Here is a 24,073-nt window from a genome sequence, read left to right on the forward strand (position 1 = left end):
GTCAGAGCAGCCCCGCCAGTTCCAGGTGGGTACGCACGCGGGCCGTCTCGTCGGCGTCGAGCGGTCGCAGCGGAAGGGACACCGCGTTGCTGTCGATGACGCCGAGCAGGGCGAGGGCGGTCTTGAACGCGCCGACGCCTCGGGTCGCCCCGGCCGTCGTGGCGGGGTCGGCGGCGTCGACGATCCGGAACAGCCGGGTAAGGCGCTCCTGCTCGCGGCGGGCGGTGTCCCAGTCGCCGTCGACGCAGGCCCGGTGCAGCCGTACGTAGCCGGCCGGGTCCACATTGCCCAGTCCGGGAACCGAGCCGGAGGCACCGGCCAGCATCATCGCGTCGACCACCACCTCGTGTCCGGTCAGCAGGGCGAAGCCGGTGTCCGGGGCGCGTTCCGTGATGGACAGCACCAGTTGCCGGAAGGCGACGTCGTCTCCACTGGAGTCCTTGACCCCGGCGAGGAGCCCTTCCGCCGCCAGTCGGGTGAGCAGGTCGACGGAGAGCTTGGTGTGTACGCAGACCGGGATGTCGTACGCGAGCAGGGGAAGCTCGACCGACGCGGCGATCGACCGGAAGTGCCGCTCGACCTCGTGCGGGCCGACGATGGCGTAGAAGGGGGCGGTCACCACCAGCCCGTCGGCTCCCAGCCGCGTCGACGCCTCGGCCCGGTCCAGCACCCGCCGGGTGGTCGGCTCGATGCAGCCCGCGATGACCGGTACGGCTCCCCCGACGGTCTTCACGATGGTTTCGAGAGCCAGGTCCCGCTGCCGGTCGGTGAGGAAGACGGTCTCCCCCGAACTGCCGAGCGCGAAGATCCCGTCGACACCGGCGTCGAGCATCCGCTCGACGAGCCGTTCGAGGGAGTTGACGTCGACCTCGCCCTCCTCGGTCAGGGGGGTGACGGTCGGCGGCACGACTCCGGCGAACCGTGGGGCAGGGGTGGTCACGCTGGCTCCTCGACATGTAGTGGGGTGGTACGGCCCGTCGCCGTGCTGGCGAGTTCGACCAGCTCCGCATTGCTGGTACCGGCGGGAACGGGATGGTGGCAGCGGAACTCGTGATGGTCTTCGCCGTCGGCGTTCGCGTGCTGGACCGGTGGCAACTCTTGGGCGCACAGGTCGGTGACGTTCCAGCAGCGGGTCCGGAACGGGCATCCGCTGGGCGGATTGGTGGCGGACGGAACCGGGCCGACGAGCGGAATGGGGTCGATGGGGGAAAGCAGCCCCGGGGTGGCCGAGAAGAGCGCCCGGGTGTACGGATGCCGCGCCCCCTCGGGGAGCAGGGCGGCCGGTGCCTGCTCCACGATCCGGCCCAAGTACATCGTGACCACGCGGTCGCTGATCCGCTTGACGGTCTGGATGTCGTGGGAGACGAAGACCATGGCCAGCCCGAGTCGATCCTTGAGGTCCAGGAGCAGATTGAGGATCTGGGCCCGGACCGAGACGTCGAGCGCGCTGGTGGGTTCGTCGGCGATGACCAGCCCCGGCTCCAGGGCCAGGGCACGGGCGATGGAGACCCGCTGGCGCTGGCCGCCGGAGAGTTGGCTCGGCAGGACGTCGGCGACCGAGCGGGGCAACCCCACCAGGGCCATCAGCTCCGCCACCCGGTCTTCCCGCTGCCGGCGGGTGCCCCGGCCGTGTACGTCGAGTGGGTCGCGCAGGATCTCGCGGACCGGCATACGGCGGTTCAGTGAGGTGGCGGGGTCCTGGAAGATCATGCCGACGCCCGCGCCGATGTGCCGGCGTCGTTCGGCCGTGCTCATCGACCACACGTCCTTGCCGGCGAAGGCGACCGTGCCGCTGGTCGGCCGCTGGAGCCCGACCAGCACCTTGGCCAGGGTGGACTTGCCGCACCCGGACTCGCCGACGATGCCCACCGTCTCGCCGGGACGGATGGCCAGGTCCGCGCCGGTCAGGGCGTGTACGCGGGCCCGGTTGAACATGCCGCTGCCCCGGGTCCGGTGCAACACGTACACGTCGTGCAGTTCGACGATCGGCTCACGCGGCTCGGCGGTCGGTTCGGCCGGCTCGACTACCGGCGTGGGCAGGGATGTCGCGCTCATCGGGCCAGCTCCTTGTCGTCGACGGTGACGGCCGGGTGGTGGCAGGCGAAGCCGTGTTCGACGGTGCCGGTCAGCCGGGGAACGGTGTCCCGGCATACCTCGGTCGCCATCGGACACCGGTCGGCGAACCGGCAGCCGGACGGGAAGTCGGCCGGTGCCGGCACCACGCCACGGATCTGGGTGAGCCGCTCGGCACCGGCCTCCAGGGAGAGGACGGATCCGAGCAGCCCTCGGGCGTAGTGGTGCGCCGGGGCCTCGATCACGTCGGCGGTCACCCCGGTCTCCACGATCTGCCCGCCGTACATCACGACGACCCGGTCGGAGACGTCGCTGACCAGCGCGAGGTCGTGGCTGACCAGGATCAGGGCGAAGCCCAGCTCGTCGCGCAGCCGCAGCAGCAGCTCCATCACCTGCGCCTGGACCGTGACGTCGAGCGCGGTGGTCGGCTCGTCGGCGATGATCAGGCGAGGGTCCCGGGAGAGCGCCATGGCGATGACCACTCGTTGCCGCTGCCCGCCGGAGAGCTCGTGCGGGTACGCCGCCAGGGTGCGCCGGGGGTCGAGCCCCACCAGCCGCATCAGTTCCTCGGCGGACCGGGTGCCGCCGCGCCGGATCATCTGCGCCAGCTGGCTGCCGACGCGCAGTGCCGGGTTCAACGCCGAGAGCGCGTCCTGGTAGACCATCGCGATCTCCCGCCCCATCAGGGCGCGCCGGCGCTTCGTACCCATCGCCAGTAGGTCTTCGCCCTGGAAGCGGATCTCCCCGCGTACCCGCGCCCCCTGCGGCAGCAGGCCCATGACGGCCAGGGCGGTCAGTGACTTGCCCGAGCCGGACTCGCCGACAAGACCGACCACCTCGCCGGGACGGACGTCGAAGCTGAGGCCGTCGACGATGTCGACCCCCTGGTGGCGTCCCTCGAAACCGATCGACAGCTCCTTGACCTCCAAGACGGGCTGGCCCTGCGGGAGGGGTCGTGCCCGCTCCCGGAGTCGCTGCGCCGCGAGGTCGAGACCGGGCAGCGGTACGACCTCGCCGGAGCCCGGCAGCGCCGGCTCGGCCGAGTCCCGGGCCGACGCGGTGGTGGCCCGCCGGGCCGCCGGGGCGGCCCAGGCGTCGGACATCCCCTCGGAGAGTACGTTCAGCGCGAGCACGGTCAGCAGGATCAGCAGGCCGGGGAAGAAGGTGGCCCACCAGCCACCGATCTGCACCATCTCCTTGCCGAACGCGATCACCGAGCCCCACGAGGAGTCGGCCTCCTGTGGCGCCAACCCGCCACCGATGAAGGAGAGGGAGGCCTCGAAGACGATCGCGTCGGCGACCATGACGGTGACGAAGACCATGATGGGAGCGGCGCAGTTGCGCAGCACATGCCGCCAGAGGATGTGCGGCCGTCGGGCTCCGATGATCCGCTCGGCGGCCACGTAGTCCTCGCGGTACTGCGAGAGCACGTTGGCGCGGACGATGCGCGCGATGGAGGGGGTGAAGACGAAGCCGATCGCGAGCACCAGGATCAACAGGCTGTTCTTCCCGAACGAGATGATCAGCAGGGCGGAGAGCACGATGGCGGGGAAGGCCATGACGACGTCGAGGCAGCGCATCACCACCTCGTCGACCGCGGTCCGGCTGGTGCCCGCCAGCGCACCGAGAATCCCGCCGACGATCAGGGCGATGCCGGCCGCGCCGAACCCGACGATCAGGGAGCGCCGGGTGCCGGCCACCAGTCGGGAGAAGACGTCCCGGCCGAGCTTGTCCAGGCCGAACCAGAAGTCGCCGTTCGGGCTGGTCAGCGCCGACCCCAGTCCGGCCTGCGCGGGGTCGTACCGGAGCAGGAGCGGGGCGAAGAGGCCCACCAGGACGATGAGCAGGACGAAGCCGAGCGCGATCCGGGCGGTGAGGCCGAGCCGTCGAAAGGCGACGCCGGGGCGCGAGAGCTGGGCGGTGAGCGTCCGGCGCATCAGTGGCTCCCGCGCAGTCGAGGGTTGGCGAAGAGGTAGAGGATGTCGACGATCAGGTTCACCATGACGAACCCGAGGGCGATCGTCAGGACGGTCCCCTGCGCGAGGGCGGTGTCGTTCTGCTGCACCGCGCTCATGATTTGGGTGCCCATGCCGGGCAGCGAGAAGATGGCCTCGATGACGACCGTGCCACCGATGAGGTAGCCGATGCGCAGGCCCAGCGCGGTGAGCGGGTTGACCAGGGCGTTGCGCAGCACGTTGCGTCCGATCACCACCCGGGGCGGCAGGCCGGCACCGATCGCGGTACGGACGTAGTCCTTGTCGAGCTCCTCGACCATGGACGTCCGTACGATCCGGGCGAGTGAACACCCCACCGGTACGGCGAGCGCGAGTGCGGGCATGGCGAGGGACTGGATCCAGAGGGTGACCGAGTCGGCCGGGTTGACGTAGCCACCGGTCGGGAGGATCGGTCGACGGACCGCGAACTCCTGGATCAGCAGGAGGGCCAGCCAGAAGGACGGCATGGCGATGCCGGCCATGGAGACGAATCGGATGACCTGGTCGGGCCAGCGGTCCCGGTACAGCGCGGCCGGAATGCCGAGGGCCAGCGCGATGACCAGCGCGCCGAGCACACCCAGCGCCGTCAGCTGGATGGTCAGGGGCAGCGCCGTGGCGATCTTCTCGGCGACCGGCACCGAGGGCGGGAAGGTCATGCCCAGGTCACCGCGGACCAGGTCGCCCAGGAAGTGCAGGTAGCGCAGTGGCAGCGGGTCGTTGAGGCCGTTGGCGGTCTTGAACGCCTCGACCTGCGCGGGGGTCGCCTGGTCTCCGAGTACGGAGAGCGCGGGGTCGATCGGGGAGAACTGCATGATCACGAAGACGAAGAGCGTGATACCCAGCACCAGGGGGATCAGGGTCAGGAGTCGTCGCGCGACCAGGTTCAGGACGGTCAGCATCGTGTCTCTCTCTCGTCGGGAGGCACCGGGTGTCCCGCCCTACCCAGGGGTGACCGGGGCAGGGCGGGACGTTGGGGGGAGCGGGGTCCGGGCCCCCGATCTCGGGCTCAGCTGCTGCGGCTGCTGCCCAGGAAGTACAGGCCGGTGGTCGCGGCACCGGAGAAACCGGTGACCTTGGCCGGGTCGTAGGCCGTGACGACCTTGGTGTGCAGGATCGGGTAGAGCGGAACCTGGTCGGCCACCAGGTCGAGGGCCTGCTTCCACAGGACCTTCCGGGCCGCCTCGTCGGAGGTCTGGGCCGCCTTGTCGAGCAGCTCGGCCATGGCCTTGCGATCCGTGTCGGACCAGCGGTAACGCTGCCCCGGCCAGGTCTCGCCGTAGTAGAACCAGCGCATCAGCAGGTCGGTGTCGGTGCCGAAGACGCTCGGGTCACCGGTGGCCATCAGCACCCGGAAGGTGTCCTTCGGGACGAGGTCGCCGTAGATGGCCGAGGAGGGCACCGTGTTGAGGGTGGCGTTGACGCCGATCTTCTTCCACTGCTCGATGACCAGCGGAGCGACGTCCTTGACGACCGAGTTGTCCGTGGTGTCGAGCTGGAAGGACAGGTTCGTGACCCCGGCCTCCTGGAGCAGGGCCTTGGCCTTCTCGATGTTGTGGTCGTAGACCGTCGCGGCCTTCTGGTAGTCCTTGTTGCCCTCGTCGAGGTAGCTGGTCGCCGCGCTGCCGTACCCGTTGAGGGCCGTCTTGATGACCGCGTCCTTGTCGATGGCGTAGTGCAGGGCCTGGCGTACCCGCTTGTCGCTGAACGGCTTGGCCTCGGTGTTGAACATGAGGAAGACCTGGTTGAAGGCCTGCTTCACGTCGACGGTGTACTTGCCCTTGAGCGAGTCGACGTTGAGGTACGGCACCGACTCGATGGCCTGGACCCGGCCACCCTGGAGGTCCGACACCCGAGCCGCCGCCTCCGAGGTGGTGTTCCACGTCATCGTGTCGACCTTGGCCGGGCGGGGGCCGTTGTAGTTCGGGTTCCGGCTCAGCTTGATGCCGGACTCCTTCGACGCGCTGTCCAGCTTGAAGGGGCCGGAGCCGATCGGTGCGGTGTCGAAGGCCTTCGCGGCGGCGGCGTCGCCGGTCTTCGCCTTAGGGACGATCTTGATGACCGAGATCCGCTCCTTGAACAGGGCGAACGCGTACTTCAGCTTGAACTCGGTCGTCGTCGTGTCCGTGGCGGTGACCGAGTCGATGAACGGGATGAAGCCCTGCATCAGTGGCGGCGCGGCGGAGTCTGCCGGCTTCAGCACCCGGGTGAAGGACCAGGCGACGTCCTCGGCTGTGACCGGGGTGCCGTCGGAGAACTTGGCACCGTCACGCAGGGTCACCGTGTACGTGAGCCCGTCCGAGCTGGCGACCGGGTCGGCCTTGGCCAGCGCGAGGTACGACTCGCGGGTGATCGGGTCCAGGTCGACGAGACCCTCGGAGATGTGCTGGTTGACCGCGGTCGCCACCGCCGACGAGGCGTTCGCCGGGTCGAAGCCGCTGGAGAGGGTGAAGGCCAGCGTCGCCTCGATCGACGTCTTCCCGTCGCCGCCGCCGACGGCGTTGGTCGAGGCCGGGCCGCCACTGCACGCCGCCAGCCCCAGCGCCAGGGCCGACGCGGTAGCCATCATGGTCAGCGAACGGACCCGGCGCGGCGCGCCGATGCGTCTCCCTGACCGCTTGTGGGTGGTGCTCACGTAACTGCCTCCATAGGCTCTTCATGCGCTCCGCGTGACCGCTCAGCGCTGCGGGGGTTTCGAGTGTATGGGGTACGACGTCTGATGTCTGATGTCAGTAGGCTGAGCGTTGCAGATCTGTGAACGAAGGGCAAGGGCCAGATGACGACGATTGACGCGAGTCCGCTACGCGGGCAGGCGCGCCCGGGTCCCCGCCGGCAGGAGGTCGTGGCACGGATCAAGGAGTACGTCCTGCGCAATCGCCTCAAACCGGGTGACCTGCTGCCCACCGAGGTGGAACTCTGCGAAGCCGTCGGAGCCAGTCGCTCCAGCGTCCGGGAAGCGGTGAAGATCCTCTCTGCCCTCGACATCGTCGAGGTACGCCACGGGCACGGCACGTTCGTCGGCCGGATGTCCCTCAACGCGCTCGTGGAAAGCCTGGCCTTCCGTGGGCTACTGAGCGGTGAGGAGGACCACCACGTGTTGGGGCAGGTCGTGGACGTCCGGCAGACACTCGAACAGGGGCTGGCCGCCGAGATCATCGAGGTCCTCGACGCCGACCACCGATCGGACCTCGCCGCACTCGCCGACCAGATGGCCGAGTTGGCGGCTCGGGGTGAGGACTTCCTCGCAGTCGACCGGGCATTCCACCTGAAACTAATGGAGCCGTTGGGCAACGACCTGATCCTCCAGCTGACCGAGGCGTTCTGGCAGGTGCAGGCGATCGTCGCCCCCACGCTGCGCACGGACCCCGAGGACCGGGCCATCACCGTCCAGCGACACCGGGCAATCGTGGACGCCGTCACCGGCGGGGACCCGGCAGTCCTGCGGGCCGCCCTGGCCGAGCACTACGCGCCCGTACGGGCGAGCCTCGCCCGCGCCGTCCGGGGGTGATGACAACCATCACATCGACAGCACCACGCCCGGACATCGGTGACGGTCCCACAGACATCGGTCACGACACCGGCCACTCGGCACCTGCCGACGATCATGTAGCTCAGCGGGATCGGAGCTGGCCGCAGCGACGTTGACCGGTCAGTTTCGAAGTCGGGCCGAGTCGGCCATCACCGGCGTCCCGGCTCGATCAGACTCGACAGCGGCAGGTCGATGTGCTTGGCCCGTTCCCGCCAGGTGCCCTCGTCGGCGAAGAGCACCCGGTTGACGGTGGTCCGCTCGAAGGAGCGCCGGGGCAGCAGCATCGACACGCCGTTCGCCAGCAGCTCAGGAAGCCGGGACCGCACCGAGGTGAAGCCGGCCAGCCCGGCTGCGCTCGCGGCCACGTCGATGGCCCGGTTCGTGCCGACGTGCAGTTGCACCAGACGCTGTCCCGGCACCACGGGTGGCCGGCGCTGATGGAGCGTTAGGTAGTCGCCGTCCAACGCGGCCGGCGACTCCGGAATCACCGCCCAGGCCCGGGCACCCCGGGCGGTACGCGGCCAACGCACCACCTCGTTCGGCAGGCCGTCCGTGCCGTGCCGCGCCCCGGTGCAGCGCAGCGTCAGCGGTGTGCCCGGCAGTTCGGCGTACTGCTGCGGATGGCCCGCCTCGTCGACCAGGTAGCCCGCTTGTAGACGCGCCTGGTCGAGCCAGCCGGCCGGCAGTAGAAAAGTCTCGGACGAGGTGACCAGATGCCGCAGGTCGGCCGGAATATCGACATCGGCCTGGCTGAGGTCCACCGCGCCGCCGGCCTCGACCCGTAGGCAGATCAGGTGGCGCAGTGGATGGCTGCGGGCCAGCCGCTCACCGTCCAGGATCCCGAGAAGGAACAGGTCAGCAGCCGGTGCACCCTCCGCCGCGACCCGCTGCGGGGACCACTCGCTGATAATCCACAGCCGGATTGGTTCGGCGTTCACGCCCGGACGCTCGGGCAGCCAGCGCACACCGTGCGGCCGGGTGTTCCGGGCCGGGCTGACCAGTGCCGGACGGGGACTCGCCGGGGGCAGCACTGTGGTGTCCGGTGGGGGTAGCGACGTGGTCGGTACGGCTGGTGGTGTCGGTACCGGCAGCAACGTGGGGGCGTCTGGACGCCTCGGGATCAGCCAGCCGTCGTCGTTGCGCCAACGAGGTTTCTCATCGCCCGGCGCGATCCTTGCCCATCGTGCCGGGCGATGGTGCTCGTCGACCGCGCGCGCCAGGCCGTCCTGGGGCATCACCGTGCTACCGGGGGTCAGTGTCCAGATCTCGACGTTCAGCTCGTCGGCGAGCACGGTCAGGTGTTCCCGAAGTCCAGCAGCCCGTTCGGGGGCGACCTGGGTCAGCAACATCAGGTCCTCGCCCTGCCAGCCGGCCCGGTCGAGGTGGCCCCGGAACTCTGTCGGGCCGACGGCGAGGTAGCTGTCGTCGGTGTAACGCAGGGCCAGCCGCCCGTCCTCCAGGACGGTGAGGTCCAGCAGGAACATTCCCGGCTCGCTGGAGAGTTGCGCGTACCGGTCACGCAGCGCGTTCTCGCGGGTCCGGTCGACACTGATCAGCCTTACCTCCCCGGCGGTCTCGGTCACCGGGCCGCCCTGGGGCACCAGCCGCCCGTCCCGGTCGCTGACGAAGCGCGCCGACTCGGTCATGCCCGGCGGGCGGTACTCCCGCCACTGGTCGCCCCGACCATCCCGGTCCCGGACGCCGAGATCGAGACAACCCTTCAGCAGTACGGCCATGCCGCCCGGCGCGGGGGTCCAGATGCTGGCCCCGGTCGCCAGGGCCAATTCCTGCAACTGTTCGTCGAGCTTGGGCTGTTCGGCGGGATCATCCGGCCAACGAAGCCACAGCCGCAGATCACCACCGTAGAGGTCGATCGAGGAGAGTGCCGCCGCCACATCACGCCCGCCGCGGACGGTCTGGGATGGCCCGGTCGTGTCAGCGTCGTACACGGAAAGCAGGAAGCCACCGGACCTGCTGGCCAGGGCCGCGGTCACCAGCTCGGGATGACCCACGCCGAGCCGGGCGGCGGCGGCCCGTCGGACGACGAAGTCCTCCCGGTTGGCGAACTCCAGCCCATCAGGCAGCGGGAGGGTCACCACTCCGGTGCGGTTCAGGACCAGCCCGCCGACCAGGTCGAACCACCCGGGCAGCGAGGTACGCAGCGCGCTTGGCTGGATCAGCATCCAGTCCACGACGTTGCCGCTGGCTCGGTCGACCGGCATGACCTCCACGGCTTCGTCGCGCGCCGCACCGGCCGGGCCTCGCAAGGTGGCGCCTAACGGTGTCACCAGAATGTCGCAGCCCAGCTGGTCCGCGACGAGACCAAGCAGTGGCGCGTTGCGGGCACCGTCGTCGACGAGGATGCGCAGATCGCGGCCGATGGCACCGGAGGCCTGTGCGAGTTCCACCAGTTCATCCACGCCGAGTGCGACACCGGCTTGGGCCGGGCTGGCCAGGCCACCGTCTGCGGCGCGAACAAGCCGAAGGTCACACAGCCCTTCGACGGGCAGTGGAGCATCCCGCGCGAACTCCTGATGCGCGGACCCCTGATGCGCGGACCCCTGATGCGCGGACCCCTGATCGCCGGCTGGCTCGTTCGAGGCGACCCCGGACGCACGGCTGGCTCGCAACGTTCCTCGCATTCCATCCGTCGGCTCCGGCCACCCACGGCCGATGGAACAATTCTGCGCGTACCTCTCGGCCCCGGCTACCTCTGTCGACGAATCCGCCCCAGGGGTGCGACCGGTGTCACTGTTCCACGGATGCCGTTGCTGCCGCCGACGCCGCCGCTGCCGGCTCGCCTAGCCGGAGCGACCACCGTGCGGCGGGGCCGTCTCCGATGACCACCGGGACGAGATGCTCCTGGGACGGTCGCGCCGACCGGCGCACCCGCCGCAGTGCGGCCACCTCGGCGGGCGCACACACCAGTACCCGAATGCCGGCCACCGGGCGGTCCGCCGCCAGGTCCGCCACCGCTGCGATTCGGCGTACTCCGGCGGGGAGCGTCTCCCCCAGCACATCGCCGGCCACCACCACATCCGCTCCGGACCGGCGCAGTTGGGTAAGCAGCGCAGCACCCTGCCGGCGTACGGCGGCCGGATCGCCGCCGATGGTCAGCGCGTCGGGGGCCAGCGCCAGGTCGACCCACAGCCGGCGCTCCTGGTGCTCACCGAGTACCAGGGGAACACCGGACGGCGGCGGCTCATCCTGCGGACCGAGCCACCCGTACGCCGATCCCCATCGGAGGGCTCGGGTGCCGATCAGTCGTACGGTTGCCCGTTCGGAGCCGCAGGTCAGCTCGGCATCGAGGATCGGAAACCAGTTGGGGCTCGACGGTGCTTCATGCCCACCCGCACTGGCGTCCCGGCCCGCCGCGAGCGCGGGCAGCGAGATCGCGATCGTGGGGGACGCAACCCGCAGAGCGGCGTAGGCGGCTTTCTCAGTAACCGCTTTCTCAGTCGCTGCCGAACCATCTGCCGCCTTCTCAGTCGCCGCTTTCTCAGTCGCTGCCTTCTCGGTCGCTGCCTTCTCGGTCGCTGCTTTCTCAGTCGCTGCTTTCTCAGTCGCTCCCGAACCCGCTGCTGGTGCGGCCGGGGCCACCGCTGTTGCGGGCACCGTCATCGCCGATCCTGCCGCAGATGTCGATGTCCCAGGAGGAGCCGGCACCGGTCCCTTGCGCCCGGCGCTGGTGGTGGCGGTGGCCGTGGCGGCGGTGCTGACGGTGGCCGTGGACAAGGTCTCGGATACCGCCTGCTTGGCCCCGACGATGGTGGGGGTTGCCGTTGCCGCCGGGGCGGATTCGTGCGCCGATCCAGGTTGCTGGGCCGGCACCGTGGCCAACCGGTGGCTGCGTCGTGAGCGCAGCGTCAGCGGACCGCCGAGCAGCATCAGGACGGCCAGCGCGAGCACCGCGAGCCAGAGCTCAGCCGACGTCCAGAGCCGCGACAGCGCTGCTGTCGAGCCGCCGTCGTCAGCCAACCCTCCGGACGGACGCAGACTGCTGGTTGTGGCGTCCGTGGACGGGGACGGTTGCACCGAGGTTGGCGACACGGTTGGTAACGGCCCACTTACCACGCCGGATCCCTTGGCGTCCTTCGGCAGCGCGAGAAGCCATCCCGGCTCCACAGTGGTTGGGCTGGTCATGCGCTGGCCGTCCGGCTGTAGTCGGCCCTCGTTGAGTTCGAAAATCTCCATGTAGCGCCTACCGTCGCCCAGGGTGGTGGCGGCGATGGCGAAGAGATACTCCCGCTGGCCGTTGACCGGCGGGCCGACCACGTAGTACTTGCCCGTCCCCTCCTCGGCGGCTTGCGCCGGCGCGGGCGCAGCCACCAGGAACAGGGCGGCGACGAGGCCGAGCACCGCCATGAGTCGTGTCATCGTGTGATCGTCCTTCACCGAGGGAACCGAGGGCTTGCCGACGCCGCACTGAGAAGTTCGATCTGGGTTTCAATCCGGCGGGCGTGAACCAGGGTCCGGACCTCCTCGTTCAAGTGGTGTTCTCGCGAGCGATGGAGGCGAAATGAGGCAAGTCTTCCCCGTCTCCGCGCCGCGTTGTCGAGACCGCCGACGCTGCCGATTGAGGGACATCGGAATGTTGACACGTCACACCAGGCGACCGCCCGGGTTACGCCCGGAATGAGTCTTCCCACCTGCGGCGACCCACCCATGCGGACCATGGTCGGCTTCCTCGTGCTCGACCGACTCTCCGACAGCGAACGTAGCACCGTCGAGTTCCACTTGGACAGTTGCCAGTCCTGCCGGACGGAACGGGATGCCGCAGACCGCGTCGTCGCGGCACTGAGCCTGTTGACCCCCGAGGACGCTCGAGCGCTCATTGACGAGTTCGCCGTCGACCCGGCTGCCGCACCGTCCACCGCCGTGATGACGGACCACCTGTTCACCGCTCCAGGAGCGGAACCCGCCGTGCCCACCCAGGCCACCGCCGCGCCGTCGCCAGCGGTGACTCCCGATGGCCGCAGGCCGCGCCGCTCACCGGCGGTCGACCGGGCGGAGGACCGAAAGCCGCACGGCGCCGACCGCCACCGCTCGCCGCGCGTCGCAGTGGGCTTCCTGCCACCCCGGCCGACTACTGGCCCACTCTCCCGGGGCCCGCACACCCATCGATCCCGGCGGAGCCGCCGTACGGTACGAGCGGCACTCGCGGCCATCGGCATGGCGATCGTCATTGGCGCTGGCTTCCTCTTCGTACCGACCGACTCGATCAGGCACCCGGCCCCGAGTCCCGTAGTGGCGGTCGCCTCCACTCAGGACGTGCTATCCGGAATCCAACTGACGGCAGTCATATATGGCGGCGAGGAAGGAGCCCGCGTCCGACTCACCGTGACTGGGCTTGGCATATACACTCCCTGCCAACTGTTTGCCGTCACCACCGGCGATGTGGAACTGGCCCTCGGCGAGCTGACTGGCGGAGACGACATTGCACAGTATGTGGGCATCGTCACCATCCCGGTCGACCGTCTCCGGTCGTTCAGTGTCAGGCAACTGGACGGCACCGTCGTGGTGGAGGCTGACGTCGTACATGGCTCACCCAGCGCATCCAGAGACCCGGCACCCGAGTGAGCCGCACCGACATGCGAAGATCAACTTGCACTTCGGAAAAGTCCTGTCGACTGGTGAATTTCGCCGCCAGAACGGCCATCATCGTTTCCATGGATCCGGCCACGGGGTACACGGTGCCTGAGGAGTTGTCGCCCACTCCCACCGATGAGCAGGCCCTGCGGCTCGCCTACCAACAACACGGTCCGGTCCTACTCAACTACCTGCTGCGACTGACCAAGGGAAACCGCGGCATGGCAGAGGACATCGTGCAGGAAACACTGGTCCGAGCCTGGAGCCACCCGGAGGCACGCACCAACGACGGCCAGTGGAGCCGAGCCTGGTTGTTCACCGTGGCCCGACGCATCGCCATCGACCACATCAGAGCGGCGCAGCGGCGGCCCGTCGAGATGCCCGACGAGCGAATCGATGACCATCAGAGCTTGGACGACGACATCGAGCGGCTGCTCAACGCCCAGGAGGTCCGCGAGGCGGTGGCCAGGCTGCCCGAGCGCCTGCGCAGCGCTCTGATTGAGATCTACTTCCAGGAGCACTCGGCCGCCGAGGCGGCGGAGAATCTGTCCGTTCCGATCGGCACGGTGAAGTCGCGCACCTTCTACGCGCTACGCGCCCTACACAAGGCGCTGATCGAACGGGGCTTTACGTTTTGACCGGCACCGGTCACCCGACAAGTGGCGCGGCCATCTGCGCCACCCCCGACGCGGTCGTGAACTCGGCACCCGACGTCGTCCTTCGCGGCACCCCCGGGTCGGGAGGAAGCAACCAACCATGACTAGGGCATCGACGATGACGGCTGGCAACACTTCACAACGCACTCGCGAAGGCCTGACGAGGCTTGTGTACGACTACGCGGAGGACCAGAAGTGGTCGGTGATCCGATGAGTGCCAGAATCCGGCGTACGGTGCGGGTACGACATGGCATCCTTGCTGCCCTGCTGGTGGCGTTGGGAATAGTCACGGCAGCCCCCACCCCGGCTGTCGCAGCCGACGAGTACCTCAAGTACTACACCGTCAAGGCTGAGTATCAGGGTGCTCCGGAGAACCTTCGCGCAATCGCGATGCGGCTCCTGGGCAGCGCGAACCGGGGCATGGAGATCTTCAACCTCAACGTCGGACGCACCCAGCCCGACGGTGCGGCCCTGTCCGATCCGACGGTGCTACGCCCCGGCTGGCACCTCGTCCTCCCCTGGGACGCCGTCGGCACCGAAGTGCAGTACGGCCTCCTGCCGAAGACCACGCCGGGGTCGGCCCCCGGCGGCACACCGGCGCCTGGCACGAGCGCCTCCGCGAGTCCTGGCCAACAACCCGGGACGACCGGTGGAAGCCCAACGCCCTCCGGTGGGTCGACGCCAAGCGGGCGCAACTGCGTCAAGGCGACTGCGGCCAGTGATTCGTCCAACTGGGCAATGGTGCGGCTCGCTCCCGAGCAGGCATGGACGCGCAGCCGTGGCCGGGGGCAACTGGTCGCGATCATCGACTCCGGGGTCGACGGCACCCTCGAACAACTGCGCGGCCGGGTCTCGGTCGGTGCGAACATCGTGACCGGCGGCCACGGCAACGCCGACTGTCTGGGATCCGGCACGGCGATGGCAGGGCTCATCGCAGCTCAGTCGGCCGGCAACGGTGGCCCCGCCGGTGTTGCGCCTGAGGCGGTCGTCATGCCGGTACGTGTGGCGACGGACTCTCCCAAGGTGAGTGCGGCCAACCAGGCCACCGCGATCGAGGTGGCGGTCTCCGCGGGTGCGACCGTACTCGCTCTCGGGGCGTACCTCGACCCCGACGACCCCACCGTCGCGCAAGCGATCAAGTTCGCGGTCGACCAGGGCGTCGTCGTGGTGGCCGGAGCACCGGTGACCGGCACGACGAATGAGCGGGCGGGCCTCCCCGACGAGGTGATCCGGGTGGCCGGGGTAGGAGTTGACGGCAGGCCTGCCGACAACTACGTGACCGGAGCGATCGACGTCGTAGCGCCGGGGGTCAACGTGACCAGCGTCGGCATCGCTGGCACCAAGGGGTTCGTCGGCAGCGGAACCCAGTACGCGGTCGCGCTGGTGGCAGGCGAGGCGGCTCTGGTGCGCTCCGCGTACCCGGATCTCAGCCCCGCCCAAGTCGCGAGCCGCATCGAGATGACCGCCGATTCCATGGGCGAAGCCCAGCCGGACGGACGGTACGGATACGGAATGATCAATCCGGCGACGTCGGTGACGAGGGAGCTACCCGCAGAGGCGCAGTCGACCACCTCGGGGGGTCAGTCTTCGACGGACCCCGATGGTTCCACCGATAGCAAGCGTCTGCTGTTCCTGTTTCCGATATTCGCTGTGCTCGCCCTGGCCGCCCTGCTTGCCTTCCGGTTGCGGCGAGTACTGCACGGAAAACGCGGTGGCGACGACCAGGTACCTGACGAAACTGAAGACACACCCGCTCCGGTCTCCGCCGGGCAGCAGCCATCTGATTCGGACGAGGAGGGTAAATCGCGCTCATGATCGGCATGTCGACCGGCTTGATCGAGCTGAAGCGAACCTTCGAGAACCGACCGTGGCGAGCCGACTGCGCTTCGCGGGATCTCGCGGTCCCCAGCTCATGACTTGGACCAATAGACTACGCGCATCCGTCCTGACGACACGCGGGATAGTCGCACGGCGGGCGGGGCGGATTTGAGGACTGGTGTGTCGTGGATGACTCCGAGGACAACGAGCAGCATGTCCGGTCCTCACTCGGCCTGTATCTGGCGGGCGCGGTATCTGGCGACGAACAGACGCGCATCGAGGCACACCTGACCGACTGCGAAGAGTGTCTGGGCGAGGCCGACGAGCTTAGCCAGGTGGTGGCCGCACTGGCGCTGCTGACCGAAACGGATCGGCGGGAGTTGGTCGCGCAGTTCGGTACGCACAAGTCGCGGGAGGCACCGGCGGGCCCGGCAGGTCCTCCGTCCAGTAGCCCGCAGCCCGGGGTTGGGTCGTCCCCATCCTCGCCGCAGCCATCGACCGGCTCAGGCCACCACCCGACCAGCTCAGGCCACCACCCGACCAGCTCAGGCCACCACCCGACCAGCTCAGGTCCCCGCCCGACCAGCTCAGGCCACCGCCCGACCAGCTCAGGTCCCCGACGGCAACCGGCGGCGCGAACCGGTCCGCCCCGGGGTCCCAGCTCAACCGGCCGCAGACGATCCCGCTATTTGCTCGTCCTCGCGGGAGTGGCGATACTTCTACTGCTGTCGATCGGCATATGGGGTCGGTCCGCCCTCGACAAACCGCCACCCTTGCCCAACGAAGTCACGCTTGTCGCTGACGCCGCCGACCGGTCTACTGGTGCCTCGCTGTCGGTGGTCGTCGTCGACGACGGGCAGAGCGACCGGGCCGCTGTCCGTGCCACCGTCATGGGTCTGCGGCCGGGACAGCTTTACCGGCTCTACGCGACCGACCGGGACGGTCGGATATGGGAGTTGGCCGTGCTGACGGGTAGTGACGGACCGCAGGAGGTCGAAGCCAACTGCCCGGTTCCGCTCGACGCACTGGCTCGATTCAGCGTTAGCGGGCACGACGGTGCGCTCGCCGTGCAGGCCGATGTCGTCGACCCCGCATCGCCGTCACCAGCAGAGGCCCCCCGCTGAGCGGACCCGGTACGGGCTGGGTCTGCAGCGACACCTGATTGGCGGCTGCCCACCCGTCGGGTCGTGATCGTAGCGCTGGCTACACCAGCAGTTTCCAGTACAGGGATCGATAGTTCGCCCTTTTGGGGACATGCTGGGACACGTCCGTTTCCTCACCGCGCTGCTTGGCGGCGAGCTACTCAAGCCCGAACAGCTGAAACAGATGCAGACGGCCGAACGCGTTACTGAAGGCCGATCATCCAGCAGGGGAACCAACTGTAGGGACCATGGGGCTCAGAACACTTTCCGTTCTGGGCCCCATCAGGCCGTACCCTGCTCAGCCGGTGTTTCCTCGGGTGCGCGACGGCGCCCCGATGATGGCGGTGACCGCCGGGTGCCGCGGGGTGTCCGGAACGTGTGCCGGGCGACTGGTTGCGAACTCGGCCCGCAGCACTGGAAGTACCTCCGCGCCGAGCAGTTCGAGCTGCTCCAGCACCGTGCCCAACGGCAGGCCGGCATGGTCGATCAGTAACAGCTGACGCTGGTAGTCGCCGACGTACTCCCGGAAGCCGAGCACCCGGTCGATGATCTGCTGCGGGCTGCCCACCGTCAGCGGCGTGGTGGAGCAGTATTCCTCAAGGGACGGGCCGCGACCGTACACGGGTGCTCGGTCGAAGTAGGGCCGGAACTCACGGATCGCGTCCTGCGAGTTGCGGCGGACGAAGACCTGCCCACCCAGGCCGACAATCGCCTGGTCGGCATCGCCGTGGCCGTGAGCCGCGAAGCGCTCCCGATACAGTGCGACCATCCGACGGGTGTGCTCCGGTGGCCAGAAGATGTGGTTGGCGAAGAACCCATCCCCGTACATCGCCGCCTGCTCTGCGGTTTCCGGACTGGTCACCGCTCCATGCCAGACGAAGGGCGGCACCCCGTGCAGAGGACGCGGCACGGAGGTGAAGTCGGTCAGCGGAGTGCGATACTCACCGGACCACGTCACCGACTCCTCGCGCCAGAGCCGGCGCAGCAGGGCATAGTTCTCGGCGGCCAGCGGTTGGCTGTCCTCGGGCCTCTTGCCGAACCGGGGAAAGACCGCGCCAGAGTTTCCGCGCCCCATCATGAGGTCGACCCGGCCGCCCGCGAGGTGTTGCAGGACGGCGTACTCCTCGGCCACCCGGACCGGGTCATTGGTGGTGATCAGGGTGGTGGCCGTACTCAGCGTCAGCCGGTGGGTCCGGGCGGCGATGGCCGCCAACAGAACCGCCGGAGCTGACGACACAAATGGCGGATTGTGGTGCTCGCCGGTGGCGAACACGTCGAAGCCGGTCTCCTCGGCGCGGACCGCGATCGCGGTAATGGCGGCGATCCGCTCGTGTTCGGCGGGCCCGCGTCCAGTGGTCGGATCAGGTGTGATGTCACCGACGCTGTAAACCCCAAATTCCATGTGCCCTCCCGGGACGAACTCCGCCTCAGCGATAGAACGGCCGGCGGGGTGCGCCGGTTCAGCGGATCCGATGTGCTCCTCGGCAGAGTTCGGAGCGGGCATGGCACCGGAATTGGCGGGACGAAGCGTGAACCAAGCCGTCGTCCGCCCCGTCTCTAGCGAGACGGCCGTTGGCGACCATAAAGGTGAGAGACGCGTATGTCCTGGATCAGACGAACGACACGACGTGTCGCCCTCGCCGCTGGGGTAGCCGCGGCACTGCTGGGCCTGTCTGTCCCATCGGCATCCGGGAAAGCCGGCGGAGAGTACGTCAAGTACTACGCCGTGACCTCGAGCGACCGGAATCTCACCGGGATCGCGGATCGTTTGCTCGGCGACGGTTCCCGGTCCGGAGAACTGTTCAACCTCAACGCCGGCCGTAGACAACCGGACGGCATGGCGCTGACAAACCCGGCACGACTGAACGCCGGCTGGCTGCTGGTGCTGCCGTGGGACGCCGTCGGTGCCGGCGTCCAGTACGGTCTCCTGCCCGACCAGCCCCCGGTGACCGCGAAGCCCAGCACGACGCCAAAGGCCAGCACGTCACCGAAGACCGGTACGACCAAGCCCGACCCATCCCAGTCCAGCACCCCGCCAAAGACCGACAACCCGGCCAAGGCGGGAGGGTGCACTACCGCTGCGGCGTCTACTTCCGGTTCGAACTGGGCCAGCCTGCGGCTCGCCGCTGAACAGGCGTGGCCGCAGAGCCGGGGAGCGGGCCAGCTCATCGCGGTGATCGATTCCGGCGTCGACGGTGCCCTACCGCAACTGACCGGCCGCGTCGAGGGGGGAATGGACATCCTCACCGGCAGTGGCCGCGGTGACACCGACTGCCTCGGCTCTGGCACCGCCATGGCCGGCCTGATCGTCGCACAGCCGACCAAGGGCGGCGCGGTGGCGGGCATCGCTCCCGACTCCATCGTGCTGCCCTTGCGCGTCGTCGACAAGGACGCCCAGGCTCGGCCCGCCGATGGCGCTGCGGCCATCGAGGCGGCGGTGGCCGCCGGGGCAACCGTCATCGCGATCGGCCCGCACGTCGATCTCAACCAGGTGGAGGTGGCCAAGGCCGCCAACGCCGCGGTCGAGAAGGGCGTGGTGGTGGTGGTCGGAGCCGCGCTCAGCTCGGTCCCGGTCAACCCGGCCGCCCGGCTCGGCGAGGGCGTGCTGCGTGTCGGCGGAATCGGGATAGATGGCCAGGTGGCCGACAACTACCGACGGGGTGGCATTGATGTGGTGGCCCCCGGGGTCAACGTCAGCAGCATCGGTATCACCGGTACCGGGCCGATAGCCGGCAGCGGCACGCACTACGCCGTCGCCTTCGTCGCGGGCGAGGTGGCCCTGGTCCGGACGGCCTACCCGGGGCTCACCCCGCAACAGGTAGCGCACCGGGTGCGGAAGACCGCCAAAAGCCTGGGCAACGGCGTCGTCCCCGACGACCAGTACGGCTGGGGCCTCATCGACCCGGCCGCGTCGGTTTCCACGGTGCTGCCCGAGGAAACCCACACCGAACCGGCGGGCGGGGACGCGAGCGCAGCCGGTCCGACCACACCGAGCGGCCAGACCACGCTACTGGTGATCGTCACGCTGGTCGCCCTCGCGGCCGTGGTCCTGCTGCTCTTCCGGATCCGGCGGCTGGTGGGGGCCAACAAGCCCGATGATCCGGCCGGCGGGATCCCACGGCGCACGACCGAGCCAGTCATCGACCGATCCGACGACGTGCCGCCGGCCGGCCCGCCAGCCCCGCCAGGCCGGCCCATTCCGGCCGTCAAAACCGAACAGGCCGTCAAGACCGACCAAGCCAACCAGACCGACCAAGCCAACCAGACCGACCAGGCCGTCAAGACCAACCAGGCCAACCAAGCCAACCAGACCGACCAGGCCAACCAAGCCAACCAGACCGACCAGACCGGTCGGCCGACAGTCAGCCTGGCGGCCAGGCCCAGCGGCGGCTTGTCCCGGCCGTCCACGGACGCCCGTGCCTCCGTGGACGAGCCGACCGGGCGAGCCCGAGCGAAGGACACCGAGGCCATGATGGCCGGCCAGCCCGCCGGGGCCGATACCGCAACCGGCACCCCCGCCACCGCTGCGGCGGCAACCCCCGCCACCACCACCGCTGCCGCAGGCAAGTCGACCAGCGCAGCCCCCGCCACCGCTGCGGCGGCAGCCCCCGCCCCCGCTGCCGCAGACAAGTCGACCAGCGCGGACAAGGCGACGATCGCTGACAAGGCGACCGCTGGCGCCAAGTCGTCCGCCCCGGCCCGGTCCACCGATGAGTGACCGGAGCCGGGGCAGCGGCACCTCGGTCGTCATGCCCACGCCCGACGAGGCCAGTGCCCCAGCGGCGATCGCGCAGCGCAGTGAGTTCGTCCGCGCCTTCGTGGAGCACGCTGGCGACCCACCAGCCAGCGAGCGGCTCACCGTACGGTGGCCCACCCTCATCACCGTCAGCGCCCTGGTCTGCCTGGGCACCCTCGTGGTCGGCGTGTTCTGGGGCCTGCTCCGGCCCATGCCGGACGCGGAGAAGGAGGCTGCCCGGCGGGCGGCCTCCGGCCCGAACGGAGCACCGTCGGCCGGTGCGCCCACCACCTGGACCGCCGTGGCCGGGTGGGACTGTGCTGCGGCAACCGACCGCGGCTTCGACGCCCAGGGTCGGTCGGCGGGCTGGCAGACGATGCCGTCCGGCGGGTGGGCCGGCGACGGATGTCACGGCACCTTCGCGATCCTGCCGATCCCGGACAAGAAAGAGAACGGGACGCCACAGTCGGCGAACTGGTGGTTCACCCCACCCTCGGGTATGAACAGCTGCCGGGTCTCCATCCACGTACCGGGAGCCGGCTACCCCTCCGCGAAGACGGTGCGCTACTCGATGCGGGCCGGCGGCAACGGCACACCGTACGCGGTCTTCACCGTCAACCAGGCCGAAAACCTCGGCAAGTGGGTCGACGTCGGCTCGTACCCGGTCCACCAGAACCAGATTGCGATATCCCTCGATCCAACGGACGCCAGCGGAGCGCGTGCCAGTCGCGTCGTCCTCGGCCAGATAAGAGTGCACTGTGGTCACTGACAGTAGCGTGGCGCCGTCAGGCGGCGGCCGGACCGCGCCCTCGACGAGTGCCCGGGTCGAACGGGTCTCGACGCGGGCGTGGAGCCGGCACAAGACCATCGGGTCGGCGGTCCGCGCGGCCCGGGAGGGCAGCGTCATCTCCGTCGCCGCGGGCGTATACCGGGAACGGCTGGTGCTCGACCGCGCGGTCACCATCGTGGCCGAGGAAGACACCGGCAGTGTCGAACTCGTCTGCGCGGAAGGCCCCGCCCTGGCCGTACGCTTCGGCGGGGTCACGGTCCGAGGCCTGATCATTCGCGGGCCCCGACGCGGGCCTGCGGTCAGCGTCACCGCGGGCAGTCTCGCCCTGGAGTCTGCGCTGATCACGGCTGGCAGCGTCGAGGTCGGCGGCAGCGCCACCGCGACGCTACGGCAGTGCGCGATCGAGGACACCGACGGTCCCGCCCTGGTCGCCGCCGACGGTGCCCAGGTCGAGGCCGCAGATCTGCGGCTGGAACGCATCGCGGGGATCGGGGCCCGGGCCAACGATGCCGCCCGGCTGGTGCTGACCGGGGCCCGCTTCTCGGCACTGTCCGGTGCCGGCGTCAGTGTCGGCGGGGCCGCCACCGCGATGCTGGAGAACTGCGACATCGGCCATGCCGCAGTAGCCGGGGTGGACGTGTCGGAGTCCGGCTCGGCACGACTGCGGGACTGCGTGATCCACGACATCGCCGGCAGCGGAGTGCAGGTGCTCGGTAGCGCCGCTCTGTCCTCCGGGTGGTGGCCGGCAATGCAGCCCGGCCGGGTCGCCTCCGTCGAGACTGGCGAATCCGGTGACGCCGGAGGTGTGGTGCTGGACCGATGCACGATCAGCCGGACCCAGGCGTCCGGCCTGCTAGTTGGCGGGCTGGCCCAGGCGCAGCTCACCGACTCGACGGTGGAGCGGGCCGGTACGGCCGGCTTGCTGGCCATAGCGGAAAGCCGCGTCGCACTGGTCGGTACCCGCATCGTCGATACGGCCAAGACCGGCCTCGCGGTGCACGACGACGCGCAGGTCCGGTGCACCGGTGGCACGATCGCCGACTCCGCCGCCAACGGCCTTTACGCTGCCGGCGGGCAGGTCCTGCTCAGTGGATGCGAGATCCGTGGCAGCGGGCTCACCGCCGTGCACCTCGACGGCACCGCCTCGGCCGTGCTGCTCGACTGCGTGGTCGCGAACACCCCGGAGATCGGCATCCGGGCCGGAGAGCGCGCCCTGCTGCACGTCCGGGGCGGCGTGATCGAAGCTGCCGGCCTGCACGGCGTACGCATCGAAGGCACTGCCGACGCGGTGCTGCGCGACGTTGCGCTCACCGGCGGCCGGATCGGGGTGCACGTCGACACGCCGCACCGTCCGCTGATCGAGAACTGCCGGATCACCGACGTCGCACAGACCGGCATCGAGATCGCTGCCCGAGCCACCCCCACCGTGCTGGGCACGACCGTCTCCGGGTGCGGAGCGGCGGGTGTGTTCATCGACGAGGGCGCCGCCCCGGTGCTGGAGGACTGCGAGATCACCGGGGCCGGTGGCAGCGGCCTCGCCGTCTGGCAGGATGCGAGCCCGCAGATCCGCAACCTGCGAGTCAGCAGGTGCCGCAAGAACGGGTTGTACTTCGCGCCGGGCGGGCATGGGCGCATCATCGACAGCGAGGTCTCGCACACCGAATACCCGGCGATCTACCTCGGTGCCGCCGCCGATCCGTCCTTCGTCCGGTGCCAGGTACGCAACGCCGACGAAGACGTCAGTGCCGACGACAGCGCCGACGCCGCGTACGAGGACTGCTGGAGCACCGATGTCGCCGCCGCGGTCTGGCCAGCCAACCGGCAGACGCCGGCCAACCGGCAGATGCCGGCCGACGGACGGCGGGTGGGCGGCCTGCCCAGCGCGAAGCCGGGCATCACCCCGGCGGGCGACGCCGGCGGCGACCTTGACGGCCTGCTCGCCCAGCTGAACGCCCTGGTCGGCCTGACCCGGGTCAAGCAGGACGTCAGCTCCATGGTCAAGTTGATGCAGATGGTCAAGCGGCGCCGCGAGGCCGGTCTCTCCCCGCCGCCCATGTCCCGGCACCTGGTCTTCGCCGGCAACCCGGGCACCGGCAAGACGACCGTCGCCCGACTGTACGGACAACTGCTCGCCGCGCTCGGCATGCTCGGCAGCGGCCACCTCGTCGAGGTCGACCGGGGCACCCTGGTCGGCGAATACGTCGGGCATACCGCCCCGAAGACGCAGGCCGCGTTCCGCCGCGCGCTGGGTGGGGTCCTGTTCATCGACGAGGCGTACGCCCTGGTGCCCGAGGGGCAGAGCACCGACTTCGGCCAGGAGGCCATCTCCACGCTGGTCAAGCTGATGGAGGACCACCGGGACGAGGTGGTGGTCATCGTCGCGGGTTATCCGGACCAGATGCAGCACTTCATCGCGGCCAACCCGGGTCTGTCCTCGCGGTTCTCCCGCACCCTGACCTTCGACGACTACTCGGCGGCCGAACTCGTCGGAATCGTCGACAACCAGGCTGAACAGCACCAGTACCGGGTGTCCGACACCGCCCGTGCCGCGCTCGCCGAATACTTCGACACCGTCTACCGCGGCGAGGGCTTCGGCAACGGTCGGTTCGCCCGGAAGGTGTTCCAGCAGATGACCGAGCAGCACGCCAGCCGGGTCACCGAACTGCCCGACCCGACCACCGAGCAGTTGAGCACCCTGGAGGCTGACGATCTCGCCGGCATCGACCTCGACGTACGCGGCTGAGGAGGC

General features: G+C 69.5%; 16 protein-coding genes. 8 read left to right on the plus strand and 8 right to left on the minus strand.

From position 1 onward, the window contains the following. Window position 1: 1 nt before the first annotated feature. The 5 genes from FHR38_RS12775 to FHR38_RS12795 all read right to left on the minus strand — a co-directional run bounded on the left by FHR38_RS12775 (window position 2) and on the right by FHR38_RS12795 (window position 6,699). Complete coding sequence (locus FHR38_RS12775; protein ID WP_184534877.1) at window positions 2–940, minus strand: dihydrodipicolinate synthase family protein; 939 nt, start codon at window positions 938–940, stop codon at window positions 2–4. Further along, window positions 937–2,055 carry an oligopeptide/dipeptide ABC transporter ATP-binding protein gene (locus FHR38_RS12780; protein WP_184534878.1) on the minus strand — a complete coding sequence of 373 codons (1,119 nt, stop codon included), beginning with the start codon at window positions 2,053–2,055 and terminating at the stop codon, window positions 937–939. Before FHR38_RS12780 ends, FHR38_RS12775 begins: the two co-directional genes overlap by 4 nt. Further along, window positions 2,052–4,010 carry a dipeptide/oligopeptide/nickel ABC transporter permease/ATP-binding protein gene (locus tag FHR38_RS12785; protein WP_184534879.1) on the minus strand — a complete coding sequence of 653 codons (1,959 nt, stop codon included), beginning with the start codon at window positions 4,008–4,010 and terminating at the stop codon, window positions 2,052–2,054. Before FHR38_RS12785 ends, FHR38_RS12780 begins: the two co-directional genes overlap by 4 nt. Continuing rightward, a complete protein-coding gene (locus FHR38_RS12790) occupies window positions 4,010–4,966 on the minus strand; it encodes an ABC transporter permease (RefSeq protein ID WP_184534880.1) in 957 nt (318 codons plus the stop codon). The genes FHR38_RS12785 and FHR38_RS12790 overlap by 1 nt, the downstream gene beginning before the upstream one ends. A 107-nt stretch (window positions 4,967–5,073) precedes the next feature. Then, window positions 5,074–6,699, minus strand: a complete 1,626-nt coding sequence (locus FHR38_RS12795) for an ABC transporter substrate-binding protein (RefSeq protein ID WP_312882080.1) — start codon at window positions 6,697–6,699, stop codon at window positions 5,074–5,076. Window positions 6,700–6,840: 141 nt separating this feature from the next. Between FHR38_RS12795 and FHR38_RS12800 the strand changes: the two genes are divergently transcribed. Continuing rightward, window positions 6,841–7,572 (plus strand): FadR/GntR family transcriptional regulator, encoded by a 732-nt coding sequence (locus FHR38_RS12800; RefSeq protein ID WP_184534881.1) that lies wholly within the window; start codon window positions 6,841–6,843, stop codon window positions 7,570–7,572. Between the two features lie 170 nt (window positions 7,573–7,742). On the opposite strand, the gene FHR38_RS12805 is transcribed toward FHR38_RS12800, so the two are convergent. Together FHR38_RS12805 and FHR38_RS12810 are read right to left on the minus strand one after the other, a co-directional pair. Beyond that, entirely contained in the window at window positions 7,743–10,001 is a 2,259-nt protein-coding gene (locus FHR38_RS12805) for a hypothetical protein (RefSeq protein ID WP_184534882.1), read from the minus strand. A 340-nt stretch (window positions 10,002–10,341) separates the two neighbouring features. Further along, window positions 10,342–11,970, minus strand: a complete 1,629-nt coding sequence (locus FHR38_RS12810; protein WP_184534883.1) for a hypothetical protein — start codon at window positions 11,968–11,970, stop codon at window positions 10,342–10,344. Between the two features lie 258 nt (window positions 11,971–12,228). On the opposite strand from FHR38_RS12810, the gene FHR38_RS12815 reads away from it, so the two are divergent. From FHR38_RS12815 to FHR38_RS33755, 4 genes are all read left to right on the plus strand, one after another. Continuing rightward, entirely contained in the window at window positions 12,229–13,173 is a 945-nt protein-coding gene (locus FHR38_RS12815) for a hypothetical protein (protein WP_184534884.1), read from the plus strand. An 89-nt stretch (window positions 13,174–13,262) separates the two neighbouring features. Beyond that, window positions 13,263–13,820 (plus strand): sigma-70 family RNA polymerase sigma factor, encoded by a 558-nt coding sequence (locus FHR38_RS12820; RefSeq protein WP_184534885.1) that lies wholly within the window; start codon window positions 13,263–13,265, stop codon window positions 13,818–13,820. A gap of 228 nt (window positions 13,821–14,048) precedes the next feature. After that, the gene (locus FHR38_RS12825) at window positions 14,049–15,653 is read left to right on the plus strand and encodes a S8 family serine peptidase (RefSeq protein WP_184534886.1); all 1,605 of its coding nucleotides are present in this window, start codon (window positions 14,049–14,051) and stop codon (window positions 15,651–15,653) included. Between the two features lie 188 nt (window positions 15,654–15,841). Next, window positions 15,842–16,780, plus strand: a complete 939-nt coding sequence (locus tag FHR38_RS33755; RefSeq protein WP_184534887.1) for a zf-HC2 domain-containing protein — start codon at window positions 15,842–15,844, stop codon at window positions 16,778–16,780. Window positions 16,781–17,096: 316 nt separating this feature from the next. Here FHR38_RS33755 and FHR38_RS12835 read toward each other — a convergent pair whose 3' ends face one another. After that, window positions 17,097–18,200 carry a CE1758 family FMN-dependent luciferase-like monooxygenase gene (locus FHR38_RS12835; protein ID WP_184534888.1) on the minus strand — a complete coding sequence of 368 codons (1,104 nt, stop codon included), beginning with the start codon at window positions 18,198–18,200 and terminating at the stop codon, window positions 17,097–17,099. A 324-nt stretch (window positions 18,201–18,524) separates the two neighbouring features. Between FHR38_RS12835 and FHR38_RS12840 the strand changes: the two genes are divergently transcribed. From FHR38_RS12840 to FHR38_RS12850, 3 genes are read left to right on the plus strand one after another with little or no spacing between them, the layout of a single operon-like run. Then, the gene (locus FHR38_RS12840; RefSeq protein ID WP_184534889.1) at window positions 18,525–20,516 is read left to right on the plus strand and encodes a S8 family serine peptidase; all 1,992 of its coding nucleotides are present in this window, start codon (window positions 18,525–18,527) and stop codon (window positions 20,514–20,516) included. Next, a complete protein-coding gene (locus FHR38_RS12845; protein WP_184534890.1) occupies window positions 20,509–21,303 on the plus strand; it encodes a hypothetical protein in 795 nt (264 codons plus the stop codon). Before FHR38_RS12840 ends, FHR38_RS12845 begins: the two co-directional genes overlap by 8 nt. Beyond that, window positions 21,293–24,067, plus strand: a complete 2,775-nt coding sequence (locus tag FHR38_RS12850) for a right-handed parallel beta-helix repeat-containing protein (protein ID WP_184534891.1) — start codon at window positions 21,293–21,295, stop codon at window positions 24,065–24,067. The genes FHR38_RS12845 and FHR38_RS12850 overlap by 11 nt, the downstream gene beginning before the upstream one ends. The last annotated feature ends 6 nt before the right edge of the window (window positions 24,068–24,073 follow it).

It is taken from the genome of Micromonospora polyrhachis (genome assembly GCF_014203835.1).
Lineage (GTDB): Bacteria > Actinomycetota > Actinomycetes > Mycobacteriales > Micromonosporaceae > Micromonospora_H > Micromonospora_H polyrhachis.